Consider the following 17,412-nt stretch of genomic DNA (forward strand, 5'->3'; position numbering starts at 1 on the left):
ATAAAATCGTTGAGTGCGTAGCGCACTCAACGATTTAAAATTATTTATCTAGTTAAGTATAGATATCCAGAATTATTGATAGTCTCTCCTACTGAATTTACGTATTCTAATATCCAGTAATACGTTCCTACAGGTAAGAATTTATCTTGAGATATCGTAGTTCTACCCTCTGATAATCCTATGAAAGCTTTACCATCAGACCCATACCCTTCTGCATTATATACTTCTACACCCCATCTATTAAAGATTCTTAATCTATTTTCTGGGAAGTTTTCTATTCCTTGAATCCTAAATGAATCGTTACGCCCATCTCCGTTCATTGAGATACCATTGTTAAAGATAAGACCAGAACTTTGGCTTAGTACAGTAACTGTAGGATCATCATCACCAGTTGTGTCTGTTACATCATCAGATATATCTGAGATTTCTAGACCATTATTAGTCAATCCTATCGCTAGTGCAGTATTTACAACCTCACCATTAGTAACATCCTGTTGAGTAATAATGTATACCGCTGTAAATGTAACTGATTCACCTGGAAGTAAACTTACTGCATCACCTATCACTTCTACCATCTCATCTGTAACTATAACGTCATTTAATATCACGTTACCAGTATTTATAACATCAAAGGTATAAAGAATCTGATCACCTGCGTTTGCAAACCCATCTTGATTAAAATCTTGGAAAACTCCATTCTTAGTAATCATGATATCCGGAGACTGATCTAAGATAGTCACTGTAGGATCTTCAAAATCTCCATCACCATCAACATCTACGTTTGTTGTATCAGTTGGATCATCAGATTGATCTGTAATTGTATTACCCGCCTGATCAGTTCCTTCTGCAGTCGCAACGTTTACAACTCCTCCAGCTTCTATATCATCTTGAGTGATTGTATATGTTCCAGTAAATGTAGCACTCTCACTTATTGCTAATACCGCAACTGGACCTTCATTGATAATTATTAATGGATCTACAACGATAACATTAGTAAGGTCTTCGTTTCCATTATTTGTAACTGTTAAAGTATAAGTGATAGTATCACCAGCATCAACTACATCATTGCCATTTGAATCATTTACAATGCCCACTTTAACAAGATCTAGATTAGGTGTTGTAACTGGAGCGTCGTTATCTGTAATTGTTACTGTTCCACTTGGATCTGTATTATCAGTGTTACCACTTGTTACTGTACCATCTACTGTGAATGTCTCATCTTCCTCATCAAGCATATCATCCGTAATTGGAATCACAACTTCACCAGTAGTCTCTCCAGCAGGAATTGTTACTGTTACAATAGTCTCAGTATAATCATCCTCACCAGCAGTACCCGTTGTAGTTACAATCTCGATAACAGTATCCTCATCACTTGGGTTACTCAACGTTACAGGAATTGTTACCGTCCCAGCTCCTTCATCTACCACTACATCTTCGATAGTCACCGTTGGCGCACCATCGTTATCTGTAATAGTAACTGTTCCACTAGGGTCTGTATTGGCAGTGTTACCACTTGTTACTGTTCCATCTACTGTGAATGTCTCATCTTCCTCATCAAGCATATCATCCGTAATTGGAATCACAACTTCACCAGTAGTCTCTCCAGCAGGAATTGTTACCGTTACAATAGTCTCTTCAAAATCATCCTCACCAGCAGTACCAGTCGTAGTTACAATCTCGATAACAGTATCCTCATCACTTGGGTTACTCAACGTTACAGGAATTGTTACCGTACCAGCATCTTCGTTTACTACTACATCTTCGATTGTTACTGTTGGAGCATCGTCGTTATCTACAATAGTTACCGTTCCACTTGGGTCTGTATTATCAGTGTTACCACTTGTTACTGTACCATCTACCGTGAAAATCTCATCTTCCTCGTCAAGCATATCATCCGTAATTGGAATCACAACTTCACCAGTAGTCTCTCCAGCAGGAATTGTTACTGTTACAATAGTCTCAGTATAATCATCCTCGCCAGCAGTACCCGTCGTCGTTACAATCTCGATAACAGTATCCTCATCACTTGGGTTACTCAACGTTACAGGAATTGTTACCGTTCCAGCATCTTCATCTACCACTACATCTTCAATAGTTACCGTTGGTGCACCATCGTTATCTGTAATTGTTACATCTCCACTTGGATCTGTATTGGCAGTGTTACCACTTGTTACTGTTCCATCTACTGTGAATGTCTCATCTTCCTCATCAAGCATATCATCCGTAATTGGAATCACAACTTCACCAGTAGTCTCTCCAGCAGGAATCGTTACCGTTACAATAGTCTCAGTATAATCATCCTCGCCAGCAGTACCAGTCGTAGTTACAATCTCGATAACAGTATCCTCATCACTTGGGTTACTCAACGTTACAGGAATTGTTACCGTTCCAGCTCCTTCATCTACAATTACATCTTCAATAGTTACCGTTGGTGCACCATCGTTATCTGTAATAGTTACCGTTCCGCTAGGATCTGTATTATCAGTATTACCACTTGTTACTGTTCCATCTACTGTAAAAATCTCATCATCCTCATCTAATGTATCATCAGTGATTGGAATTACAACCTCACCAGTAGTCTCTCCAGCAGGAATCGTTACCGTTACAATAGTCTCTATGTAATCATCATCTCCAGCAGTACCAGTCGTCGTTACAATCTCGATAACAGTATCCTCATCACTTGGGTTACTTAATGTTACAGGAATTGTTACTGTTCCAGCTCCTTCATCTACAATTACATCTTCAATAGTTACCGTTGGTGCACCATCGTTATCTGTAATTGTTACATCTCCACTTGGATCTGTATTGGCAGTGTTACCACTTGTTACTGTTCCATCTACTGTGAAAATCTCATCTTCCTCGTCAAGCATATCATCCGTAATTGGAATCACAACTTCACCAGTAGTCTCTCCAGCAGGAATTGTTACTGTTACAATAGTCTCAGTATAATCATCCTCGCCAGCAGTACCCGTCGTCGTTACAATCTCGATAACAGTATCCTCATCACTTGGGTTACTCAACGTTACAGGAATTGTTACTGTACCAGCATCTTCGTTTACTACTACATCTTCGATTGTTACTGTTGGAGCATCGTCGTTATCTACAATAGTTACCGTTCCACTTGGATCTGTATTATCAGTGTTACCACTTGTTACCGTACCATCTACTGTGAAAATCTCATCTTCTTCATCGGTAGTATCCTCTGTAATTGGAACAACTACTTCTCCTTCAGTCTCTCCAGCAGGAATTGTTACCGTTACAATAGTCTCTTCAAAATCATCCTCACCAGCAGTACCAGTCGTAGTTACAATGTCAATCACTGTATCCTCATCACTTGGGTTACTCAACGTTACAGGAACTGTTACTGTACCAGCATCTTCGTTTACTACTACATCTCCGATAGTCACTGTTGGTGCACCATCGTTATCTGTAATTGTTACTGTTCCGCTTGGATCTGTATTATCAGTGTTACCACTTGTTACTGTTCCATCTACTGTGAAAATCTCATCTTCCTCATCTGTCGTGTCTTCTGTAATTGGAACAACTACTTCTCCTTCAGTCTCTCCAGCAGGAATTGTTACCGTTACAATAGTCTCTTCAAAATCATCCTCACCAGCAGTACCAGTCGTAGTTACAATGTCAATCACTGTATCCTCATCACTTGGGTTACTCAACGTTACAGGAACTGTTACTGTACCAGCATCTTCGTTTACTACTACATCTTCGATTGTTACTGTTGGAGCATCGTCGTTATCAGTAATTGTTACATCTCCGCTTGGATCTGTATTGGCAGTGTTACCACTTGTTACCGTACCATCTACTGTGAAAATCTCATCTTCTTCATCGGTAGTATCCTCTGTAATTGGAACAACTACTTCTCCTTCTGTTTCTCCAGCAGGAATTGTTACTGTTACAATAGTCTCAGTATAATCATCCTCACCAGCTGTACCAGTCGTAGTTACAATGTCAATCACTGTATCCTCATCACTTGGGTTACTTAAGGTTACAGGAACTGTTGCTGTACCAGCGTCTTCATTAACTACTACATCTTCGATTGTTACTGTTGGAGCATCGTCGTTATCTACAATAGTTACCGTTCCACTTGGATCTGTATTATCAGTGTTACCACTTGTTACTGTTCCATCTACTGTGAAAATCTCATCTTCTTCATCGGTAGTATCCTCTGTAATTGGAACAACTACTTCTCCTTCAGTCTCTCCAGCAGGGATTGTTACCGTTACAATAGTCTCTTCAAAATCATCCTCACCAGCTGTACCAGTCGTAGTTACAATGTCAATCACTGTATCCTCATCACTTGGGTTACTTAAGGTTACAGGAACTGTTACTATACCAGCATCTTCGTTAACTACTACATCTTCGATAGTTACTGTTGGTGCATCATCGTTATCTGTAATTGTTACTGTTCCGCTTGGATCTGTATTATCAGTGTTACCACTTGTTACTGTTCCATCTACTGTGAAAATCTCATCTTCTTCATCGGTAGTATCCTCTGTAATTGGAACAACTACTTCTCCTTCTGTTTCTCCTGCAGGAATTGTTACCGTTACAATAGTCTCTTCAAAATCATCCTCGCCAGCTGTACCCGTTGTAGTTACAATATCAATCACTGTATCCTCATCACTTGGATTACTCAACATTACAGGAACTGTTACTATACCAGCATCTTCGTTAACTACTACATCTTCGATAGTTACTGTTGGTGCATCATCGTTATCTGTAATTGTTACTGTTCCGCTTGGATCTGTATTATCAGTGTTACCACTTGTTACTGTTCCATCTACTGTGAAAATCTCATCTTCTTCATCGGTAGTATCCTCTGTAATTGGAACAATTACTTCTCCTTCTGTTTCTCCAGCAGGGATTGTTACCGTTACAATAGTCTCTTCAAAATCATCCTCACCAGCTGTACCCGTTGTAGTTACAATGTCAATCACTGTATCCTCATCACTTGGATTACTTAAGGTTACAGGAACTGTTACCGTTCCAGCATCTTCATTTACTACTACATCTTCGATTGTTACTGTTGGAGCATCGTCGTTATCAGTAATTGTTACATCTCCGCTTGGGTCTGTATTGGCAGTGTTACCACTTGTTACTGTTCCATCTACTGTGAAAATCTCATCTTCTTCATCTGTCGTGTCTTCTGTAATTGGAACAACTACTTCTCCTTCTGTTTCTCCAGCAGGGATTGTTACCGTTACAATAGTCTCTTCAAAATCATCTTCTCCAGCAGTACCAGTCGTAGTTACAATCTCTATAACAGTATCCTCATCACTTGGGTTAGTTAAGGTTACAGGAACTGTTACCGTTCCAGCATCTTCATTTACTACTACATCTTCGATAGTTACTGTTGGAGCATCGTCGTTATCTATAATAGTTACTGTTCCGCTTGGATCTGTATTGGCAGTGTTACCACTTGTTACTGTTCCATCTACTGTGAAAATCTCATCTTCTTCATCGGTAGTATCCTCTGTAATTGGAACAATTACTTCTCCTTCAGTCTCTCCAGCAGGAATTGTTACCGTTACAATAGTCTCTTCAAAATCATCCTCACCAGCAGTACCAGTCGTAGTTACAATGTCAATCACTGTATCCTCATCACTTGGGTTACTTAAGGTTACAGGAATTGTTACTGTACCAGCATCTTCGTTTACTACTACATCTTCGATTGTTACTGTTGGAGCATCGTCGTTATCTACAATAGTTACCGTTCCACTTGGATCTGTATTATCAGTGTTACCACTTGTTACCGTACCATCTACTGTGAAAATCTCATCTTCTTCATCGGTAGTATCCTCTGTAATTGGAACAACTACTTCTCCTTCAGTCTCTCCAGCAGGAATTGTTACCGTTACAATAGTCTCTTCAAAATCATCCTCACCAGCAGTACCAGTCGTAGTTACAATGTCAATCACTGTATCCTCATCACTTGGGTTACTCAACGTTACAGGAACTGTTACTGTACCAGCATCTTCGTTTACTACTACATCTCCGATAGTCACTGTTGGTGCACCATCGTTATCTGTAATTGTTACATCTCCACTTGGATCTGTATTGGCAGTGTTACCACTTGTTACTGTTCCATCTACTGTGAAAATCTCATCTTCTTCATCTGTAGTATCCTCTGTAATTGGAACAACTACTTCTCCTTCTGTTTCTCCAGCAGGAATTGTTACCGTTACAATAGTCTCTTCAAAATCATCCTCACCAGCAGTACCAGTCGTAGTTACAATGTCAATCACTGTATCCTCATCACTTGGGTTACTCAACGTTACAGGAACTGTTACTGTACCAGCATCTTCGTTTACTACTACATCTTCGATTGTTACTGTTGGAGCATCGTCGTTATCAGTAATTGTTACATCTCCGCTTGGATCTGTATTGGCAGTGTTACCACTTGTTACCGTACCATCTACTGTGAAAATCTCATCTTCTTCATCGGTAGTATCCTCTGTAATTGGAACAACTACTTCTCCTTCTGTTTCTCCAGCAGGAATTGTTACTGTTACAATAGTCTCAGTATAATCATCCTCACCAGCTGTACCAGTCGTAGTTACAATGTCAATCACTGTATCCTCATCACTTGGGTTACTTAAGGTTACAGGAACTGTTGCTGTACCAGCGTCTTCATTAACTACTACATCTTCAATTGTTACTGTTGGAGCATCGTCGTTATCTACAATAGTTACCGTTCCACTTGGATCTGTATTATCAGTGTTACCACTTGTTACTGTTCCATCTACTGTGAAAATCTCATCTTCTTCATCGGTAGTATCCTCTGTAATTGGAACAACTACTTCTCCTTCAGTCTCTCCAGCAGGGATTGTTACCGTTACAATAGTCTCTTCAAAATCATCCTCACCAGCTGTACCAGTCGTAGTTACAATGTCAATCACTGTATCCTCATCACTTGGGTTACTTAAGGTTACAGGAACTGTTACTATACCAGCATCTTCGTTAACTACTACATCTTCGATAGTTACTGTTGGTGCATCATCGTTATCTGTAATTGTTACTGTTCCGCTTGGATCTGTATTGGCAGTGTTACCACTTGTTACTGTTCCATCTACTGTGAAAATCTCATCTTCTTCATCGGTAGTATCCTCTGTAATTGGAACAACTACTTCTCCTTCTGTTTCTCCTGCAGGAATTGTTACCGTTACAATAGTCTCTTCAAAATCATCCTCGCCAGCTGTACCCGTTGTAGTTACAATATCAATCACTGTATCCTCATCACTTGGATTACTCAACGTTACAGGAACTGTTACTATACCAGCATCTTCGTTAACTACTACATCTTCGATAGTTACTGTTGGTGCATCATCGTTATCTGTAATTGTTACTGTTCCGCTTGGATCTGTATTATCAGTGTTACCACTTGTTACTGTTCCATCTACTGTGAAAATCTCATCTTCTTCATCGGTAGTATCCTCTGTAATTGGAACAATTACTTCTCCTTCTGTTTCTCCAGCAGGGATTGTTACCGTTACAATAGTCTCTTCAAAATCATCCTCACCAGCTGTACCCGTTGTAGTTACAATGTCAATCACTGTATCCTCATCACTTGGATTACTTAAGGTTACAGGAACTGTTACCGTTCCAGCATCTTCATTTACTACTACATCTTCGATTGTTACTGTTGGAGCATCGTCGTTATCAGTAATTGTTACATCTCCGCTTGGGTCTGTATTGGCAGTGTTACCACTTGTTACTGTTCCATCTACTGTGAAAATCTCATCTTCTTCATCTGTCGTGTCTTCTGTAATTGGAACAACTACTTCTCCTTCTGTTTCTCCAGCAGGGATTGTTACCGTTACAATAGTCTCTTCAAAATCATCTTCTCCAGCAGTACCAGTCGTAGTTACAATCTCTATAACAGTATCCTCATCACTTGGGTTAGTTAAGGTTACAGGAACTGTTACCGTTCCAGCATCTTCATTTACTACTACATCTTCGATAGTTACTGTTGGAGCATCGTCGTTATCTATAATAGTTACTGTTCCGCTTGGATCTGTATTATCAGTGTTACCACTTGTTACTGTTCCATCTACTGTGAAAATCTCATCTTCTTCATCGGTAGTATCCTCTGTAATTGGAACAACTACTTCTCCTTCTGTTTCTCCAGCAGGGATTGTTACCGTTACAATAGTCTCTTCAAAATCATCTTCTCCAGCAGTTCCAGTCGTAGTTACGATCTCTATAACAGTATCCTCATCACTTGGGTTAGTTAAAGTTACAGGAACTGTTACCGTTCCAGCATCTTCATTTACTACTACATCTTCGATAGTTACTGTTGGTGCATCATCGTTATCTGTAATCGTTCCTGTAGCAGCTACTCCACCAACAGTAAGATCATAAACTTCAGCTTCTTCATCAATTGCATCGTCAGTTGTTGGTACTGTTACTGTAAAATCAGTAACTCCAGCAGGAACTGTAATCGTACCATCACCATTTAATACAACACCGTTAGTGAATTCCGCATCCGTTGGTAGCGTGTAATCCTCATCCTCAGTACTATCATTTGAAATAACAAATGGATATACTTCAGCATCTGCGCTCTCTACAACTACTACATCGTGTACTAATGAAGTACCTTCTAATTCTTCTTCCGTTGATACCGATACTACACCAGCATCATCGTTATCTGTAATCGTTCCTGTAGCAGCTACTCCACCAACAGTAAGATCATAAACTTCAGCTTCTTCATCAATTGCATCGTCAGTTGTTGGTACTGTTACTGTAAAATCAGTAACTCCAGCAGGAACTGTAATCGTACCATCACCATTTAATACAACACCGTTAGTGAATTCCGCATCCGTTGGTAGCGTGTAATCCTCATCCTCAGTACTATCATTTGAAATAACAAATGGATATACTTCAGCATCTGCGCTCTCTACAACTACTACATCGTGTACTAATGAAGTACCTTCTAATTCTTCTTCCGTTGATACCGATACTACACCAGCATCATCGTTATCTGTAATCGTTCCTGTAGCAGCTACTCCACCAACAGTAAGATCATAAACTTCAGCTTCTTCATCAATTGCATCGTCAGTTGTTGGTACTGTTACTGTAAAATCAGTAACTCCAGCAGGAACTGTAATCGTACCATCACCATTTAATACAACACCGTTAGTGAATTCTGCATCCGTTGGTAGCGTGTAATCCTCATCCTCAGTACTATCATTTGAAATAACAAATGGATATACTTCAGCATCTGCACTCTCTACAACTACTACATCGTGTACTAATGAAGTACCTTCTAATTCTTCTTCCGTTGATACCGATACTACACCAGCATCATCGTTATCTGTAATCGTTCCTGTAGCAGCTACTCCACCAACAGTAAGATCATAAACTTCAGCTTCTTCATCAATTGCATCGTCAGTTGTTGGTACTGTTACTGTAAAATCAGTAACTCCAGCAGGAACTGTAATCGTACCATCACCATTTAATACAACACCGTTAGTGAATTCCGCATCCGTTGGTAGCGTGTAATCCTCATCCTCAGTACTATCATTTGAAATAACAAATGGATATACTTCAGCATCTGCGCTCTCTACAACTACTACATCGTGTACTAATGAAGTACCTTCTAATTCTTCTTCCGTTGATACCGATACTACACCAGCATCATCGTTATCTGTAATCGTTCCTGTAGCAGCTACTCCACCAACAGTAAGATCATAAACTTCAGCTTCTTCATCAATTGCATCGTCAGTTGTTGGTACTGTTACTGTAAAGTCAGTAACTCCAGCAGGAACTGTAATCGTACCATCACCATTTAATACAACACCGTTAGTGAATTCCGCATCCGTTGGTAGCGTGTAATCCTCATCCTCAGTACTATCATTTGAAATAACAAATGGATATACTTCAGCATCTGCGCTCTCTACAACTACTACATCGTGTACTAGTGAAGTACCTTCTAATTCTTCTTCCGTTGATACCGATACTACACCAGCATCATCGTTATCTGTAATCGTTCCTGTAGCAGCTACTCCACCAACAGTAAGATCATAAACTTCAGCTTCTTCATCAATTGCATCGTCAGTTGTTGGTACTGTTACTGTAAAGTCAGTAACTCCAGCAGGAACTGTAATCGTACCATCACCATTTAATACAACACCGTTAGTGAATTCCGCATCCGTTGGTAGCGTGTAATCCTCATCCTCAGTACTATCATTTGAAATAACAAATGGATATACTTCAGCATCTGCGCTCTCTACAACTACTACATCGTGTACTAATGAAGTACCTTCTAATTCTTCTTCCGTTGATACCGATACTACACCAGCATCATCGTTATCTGTAATCGTTCCTGTAGCAGCTACTCCACCAACAGTAAGATCATAAACTTCAGCTTCTTCATCAATTGCATCGTCAGTTGTTGGTACTGTTACTGTAAAATCAGTAACTCCAGCAGGAACTGTAATCGTACCATCACCATTTAATACAACACCGTTAGTGAATTCTGCATCCGTTGGTAGCGTGTAATCCTCATCCTCAGTACTATCATTTGAAATAACAAATGGATATACTTCAGCATCTGCGCTCTCTACAACTACTACATCGTGTACTAATGAAGTACCTTCTAATTCTTCTTCCGTTGATACCGATACTACACCAGCATCATCATTATCTGTAATCGTTCCTGTAGCAGCTACTCCACCAACAGTAAGATCATAAACTTCAGCTTCTTCATCAATTGCATCGTCAGTTGTTGGTACTGTTACTGTAAAATCAGTAACTCCAGCAGGAACTGTAATCGTACCATCACCATTTAATACAACACCGTTAGTGAATTCTGCATCCGTTGGTAGCGTGTAATCCTCATCCTCAGTACTATCATTTGAAATAACAAATGGATATACTTCAGCATCTGCACTCTCTACAACTACTACATCGTGTACTAATGAAGTACCTTCTAATTCTTCTTCCGTTGATACCGATACTACACCAGCATCATCGTTATCTGTAATCGTTCCTGTAGCAGCTACTCCACCAACAGTAAGATCATAAACTTCAGCTTCTTCATCAATTGCATCGTCAGTTGTTGGTACTGTTACTGTAAAGTCAGTAACTCCAGCAGGAACTGTAATGGTACCATCACCATTTAATACAACACCGTTAGTGAATTCTGCATCCGTTGGTAGCGTGTAATCCTCATCCTCAGTACTATCATTTGAAATAACAAATGGATATACTTCAGCATCTGCGCTCTCTACAACTACTACATCGTGTACTAATGAAGTACCTTCTAATTCTTCTTCCGTTGATACCGATACTACACCAGCATCATCGTTATCTGTAATCGTTCCTGTAGCAGCTACTCCACCAACAGTAAGATCATAAACTTCAGCTTCTTCATCAATTGCATCGTCAGTTGTTGGTACTGTTACTGTAAAATCAGTAACTCCAGCAGGAACTGTAATCGTACCATCACCATTTAATACAACACCGTTAGTGAATTCTGCATCCGTTGGTAGCGTGTAATCCTCATCCTCAGTACTATCATTTGAAATAACAAATGGATATACTTCAGCATCTGCGCTCTCTACAACTACTACATCGTGTACTAATGAAGTACCTTCTAATTCTTCTTCCGTTGATACCGATACTACACCAGCATCATCGTTATCTGTAATCGTTCCTGTAGCAGCTACTCCACCAACAGTAAGATCATAAACTTCAGCTTCTTCATCAATTGCATCGTCAGTTGTTGGTACTGTTACTGTAAAGTCAGTAACTCCAGCAGGAACTGTAATCGTACCATCACCATTTAATACAACACCGTTAGTGAATTCCGCATCCGTTGGTAGCGTGTAATCCTCATCCTCAGTACTATCATTTGAAATAACAAATGGATATACTTCAGCATCTGCGCTCTCTACAACTACTACATCGTGTACTAATGAAGTACCTTCTAATTCTTCTTCCGTTGATACCGATACTACACCAGCATCATCATTATCTGTAATCGTTCCTGTAGCAGCTACTCCACCAACAGTAAGATCATAAACTTCAGCTTCTTCATCAATTGCATCGTCAGTTGTTGGTACTGTTACTGTAAAGTCAGTAACTCCAGCAGGAACTGTAATCGTACCATCACCATTTAATACAACACCGTTAGTGAATTCCGCATCCGTTGGTAGCGTGTAATCCTCATCCTCAGTACTATCATTTGAAATAACAAATGGATATACTTCAGCATCTGCACTCTCTACAACTACTACATCGTGTACTAATGAAGTACCTTCTAATTCTTCTTCCGTTGATACCGATACTACACCAGCATCATCGTTATCTGTAATCGTTCCTGTAGCAGCTACTCCACCAACAGTAAGATCATAAACTTCAGCTTCTTCATCAATTGCATCGTCAGTTGTTGGTACTGTTACTGTAAAATCAGTAACTCCAGCAGGAACTGTAATCGTACCATCACCATTTAATACAACACCGTTAGTGAATTCTGCATCCGTTGGTAGCGTGTAATCCTCATCCTCAGTACTATCATTTGAAATAACAAATGGATATACTTCAGCATCTGCGCTCTCTACAACTACTACATCGTGTACTAATGAAGTACCTTCTAATTCTTCTTCCGTTGATACCGATACTACACCAGCATCATCATTATCTGTAATCGTTCCTGTAGCAGCTACTCCACCAACAGTAAGATCATAAACTTCAGCTTCTTCATCAATTGCATCGTCAGTTGTTGGTACTGTTACTGTAAAGTCAGTAACTCCAGCAGGAACTGTAATCGTACCATCACCATTTAATACAACACCGTTAGTGAATTCTGCATCCGTTGGTAGCGTGTAATCCTCATCCTCAGTACTATCATTTGAAATAACAAATGGATATACTTCAGCATCTGCGCTCTCTACAACTACTACATCGTGTACTAGTGAAGTACCTTCTAATTCTTCTTCCGTTGATACCGATACTACACCAGCATCATCGTTATCTGTAATCGTTCCTGTAGCAGCTACTCCACCAACAGTAAGATCATAAACTTCAGCTTCTTCATCAATTGTATCGTCAGTTGTTGGTACTGTTACTGTAAAGTCAGTAACTCCAGCAGGAACTGTAATGGTACCATCACCATTTAATACAACACCGTTAGTGAATTCTGCATCCGTTGGTAGCGTGTAATCCTCATCCTCAGTACTATCATTTGAAATAACAAATGGATATACTTCAGCATCTGCGCTCTCTACAACTACTACATCGTGTACTAATGAAGTACCTTCTAATTCTTCTTCCGTTGATACCGATACTACACCAGCATCATCGTTATCTGTAATCGTTCCTGTAGCAGCTACTCCACCAACAGTAAGATCATAAACTTCAGCTTCTTCATCAATTGCATCGTCAGTTGTTGGTACTGTTACTGTAAAATCAGTAACTCCAGCAGGAACTGTAATCGTACCATCACCATTTAATACAACACCGTTAGTGAATTCTGCATCCGTTGGTAGCGTGTAATCCTCATCCTCAGTACTATCATTTGAAATAACAAATGGATATACTTCAGCATCTGCGCTCTCTACAACTACTACATCGTGTACTAATGAAGTACCTTCTAATTCTTCTTCCGTTGATACCGATACTACACCAGCATCATCGTTATCTGTAATCGTTCCTGTAGCAGCTACTCCACCAACAGTAAGATCATAAACTTCAGCTTCTTCATCAATTGCATCGTCAGTTGTTGGTACTGTTACTGTAAAATCAGTAACTCCAGCAGGAACTGTAATCGTACCATCACCATTTAATACAACACCGTTAGTGAATTCCGCATCCGTTGGTAGCGTGTAATCCTCATCCTCAGTACTATCATTTGAAATAACAAATGGATATACTTCAGCATCTGCGCTCTCTACAACTACTACATCGTGTACTAATGAAGTACCTTCTAATTCTTCTTCCGTTGATACCGATACTACACCAGCATCATCGTTATCTGTAATCGTTCCTGTAGCAGCTACTCCACCAACAGTAAGATCATAAACTTCAGCTTCTTCATCAATTGCATCGTCAGTTGTTGGTACTGTTACTGTAAAGTCAGTAACTCCAGCAGGAACTGTAATCGTACCATCACCATTTAATACAACACCGTTAGTGAATTCCGCATCCGTTGGTAGCGTGTAATCCTCATCCTCAGTACTATCATTTGAAATAACAAATGGATATACTTCAGCATCTGCGCTCTCTACAACTACTACATCGTGTACTAATGAAGTACCTTCTAATTCTTCTTCCGTTGATACCGATACTACACCAGCATCATCGTTATCTGTAATCGTTCCTGTAGCAGCTACTCCACCAACAGTAAGATCATAAACTTCAGCTTCTTCATCAATTGCATCGTCAGTTGTTGGTACTGTTACTGTAAAATCAGTAACTCCAGCAGGAACTGTAATCGTACCATCACCATTTAATACAACACCGTTAGTGAATTCTGCATCCGTTGGTAGCGTGTAATCCTCATCCTCAGTACTATCATTTGAAATAACAAATGGATATACTTCAGCATCTGCGCTCTCTACAACTACTACATCGTGTACTAATGAAGTACCTTCTAATTCTTCTTCCGTTGATACCGATACTACACCAGCATCATCATTATCTGTAATCGTTCCTGTAGCAGCTACTCCACCAACAGTAAGATCATAAACTTCAGCTTCTTCATCAATTGCATCGTCAGTTGTTGGTACTGTTACTGTAAAATCAGTAACTCCAGCAGGAACTGTAATCGTACCATCACCATTTAATACAACACCGTTAGTGAATTCTGCATCCGTTGGTAGCGTGTAATCCTCATCCTCAGTACTATCATTTGAAATAACAAATGGATATACTTCAGCATCTGCGCTCTCTACAACTACTACATCGTGTACTAATGAAGTACCTTCTAATTCTTCTTCCGTTGATACCGATACTACACCAGCATCATCGTTATCTGTAATCGTTCCTGTAGCAGCTACTCCACCAACAGTAAGATCATAAACTTCAGCTTCTTCATCAATTGTATCGTCAGTTGTTGGTACTGTTACTGTAAAGTCAGTAACTCCAGCAGGAACTGTAATAGTACCATCACCATTTAACACAACACCGTTAGTGAATTCTGCATCCGTTGGTAATGTGTAATCCGCATCCTCCGTACTATCATTTGAAATAACAAATGGATATACTTCAGCAACAATACTCTCCGCAACAACCACATCATGTACTAACGAAGTACCTTCTAATTCTTCTTCCGTTGATACTGACAAAACTCCAGCAGTATCATCATTAGTAATAGTTCCCACTCCAGTATTAGCTGCTGGATTGATTGTTCCGCTAGATACACTAGCTATACTAACCGAAAATTGTTCATTGTTTTCAACTTTATCATCTCCATTTACAGTAACAGGAAACACTCCACCTGTCTGTCCAGCTGGTATAACAACTGTTAAGACTGTAGGAGCTACATAATCTGCATCACCTAGTGTACCCGTACCATTAGAAACTGTAAAAGCTACTGTTGTATCCACATCTACTGGCGCACCTAAAGTCACCGGAAAATTTGCAACTACAGTTGATCCATCATCACCTTCGACTACCGTCACATCACCAACACTAACCAATATAGAATCAAAGAAATCATTTTCTTGTGAAGATTCGAAGTTAGTAATCGCAATAGCGATAGTATTATCGTTACCCGCGTCTACATCACTTAGTGACACAGTACCCGACAAATCTGTTTCTGTTATGGTAAAATTACCATTGCCAGAAACAGTAAAACTATATTGACCATTTGCGTCCGTTGTAGTTGTTTGAGTTGAATCACCTGTAAGATTAACAGCCACACCAGATCTTGGAGCACCGTCTACAAAAACTTGACCACAAATAATAGGATTAGTAAGGAGTACAGACTCTTCAGGACTGTATTCCACATCTTCAAATAATAAAGAAAACTGTCTATCTTCAAAACCTAAACCTCCATTATAACCATCTTTACTTATTGTATATTCAATAGAAGAGAACGAGTTATAATATCCAGTAAATGAATAAGAATCATCTACATTAATACCGTCAACAATTCCAGATCCATTAGACTCCCCTATTATCTGGGTAGGAGTTTGTGTAATGTTAATTTGTGAATTAGCACCATTTGTATAGTAGGCATCAGGAATCTCCAACTTAACTCTCTCTACATCCCCAGCAATATTACTATCTAGGTCTAATGCAGTAAGATATACTGATACTGCCTGGCTTATATTAGTATTTGCTACTACGAAATTGAATGTAAAAACAACCTCTTGCCCATTAACCCCAGGGTCTCCCTCAATAACTGGCTGAAAAGCTCTATCAAAACCACCAATAGCACCAGTTGTAGCATCTAGGTTATCTATACTATTAATAGAAGCTCCATTAATAAATGCATCTACAGAGACTAAACAGTCAATACCTGCTGATACATCATTAAATCTAAAGACATCACCTACTTCAACTACCGTTGGTGAGCCAGCCTCTGATTCTACAGTAGCATTTGTTCCAATGAAATCTGCAGATGTTAATACAATAGGATCATCATCACACGATCTCGCAACAGATTGAGCGTAAATGTTTCCATTAAGAAATAATCCTCCGAAGGTCAACAGAAGGATTACAATGACATTATTAAAATGCTTAAGAGTAAATTTTATCATATACTATAGGTAGCTGAAAGCATAAGCTTTCTGTTTTAGTTGCAATTAATGGGGTGTAACTATAAAAACCATTACAAAAATACAATGGACTTAAAAAACGGATTTCAGAACTACCCATCTTCACCAAAAATTCGATTAAAGAAGCAAATAATTCGGTGTTATACACATGTTATAAACAATTAAAATTCCAAGCAACACAATTCCCTCCTATGTACGCAATAAATAGCGGTAGGGTTTTAGAAAATATAAAATTTGTTGATTAGCATAATCCGCTGAACATCAGTATAGATAAGGGATAAGCGGCTTCACGCTCGAAAAAACTACTAAAAAACGATATAAAAATGGCCTCTTAAAATATGTTAATATTCTAGCAGTCAGACAGGTATATGTTGCTAATTTTCCATGTTAATTAACAGATTTTCCTGCAATACTGAGCTTATAATTAATCTTCTCTGAAATAGAGTTTTTATAATATTTCAGAGAAAAAAGCGTACCGCTTAAAATCGTAGAATCTTAAAGAAAAAAGAAAATAACGAATTTAAGAGCTTTTACGGACAGTTAGTTATAAATACAAGTGTGTATTCATAAATTCCGAAAAACACTCTAAAACAAGTCTTGAGGACAAGCCAAATTACGTATACATAATTTTTTACTATTCAAAAATAGTATAGCAATAGAATAAAATTAT

At 39.1% G+C, this 17,412-nt stretch carries 1 protein-coding gene; it reads right to left on the reverse strand.

From position 1 onward, the window contains the following. Positions 1 to 44: 44 nt before the first annotated feature. Positions 45 to 16,724, reverse strand: a complete 16,680-nt coding sequence (locus DCS32_RS04910) for a gliding motility-associated C-terminal domain-containing protein (RefSeq protein ID WP_108877252.1) — start codon at positions 16,722 to 16,724, stop codon at positions 45 to 47. Between the last annotated feature and the right edge of the window lie 688 nt (positions 16,725 to 17,412).

Origin of the sequence: Dokdonia sp. Dokd-P16, from assembly GCF_003095655.1 — a bacterium.
GTDB lineage: Bacteria > Bacteroidota > Bacteroidia > Flavobacteriales > Flavobacteriaceae > Dokdonia.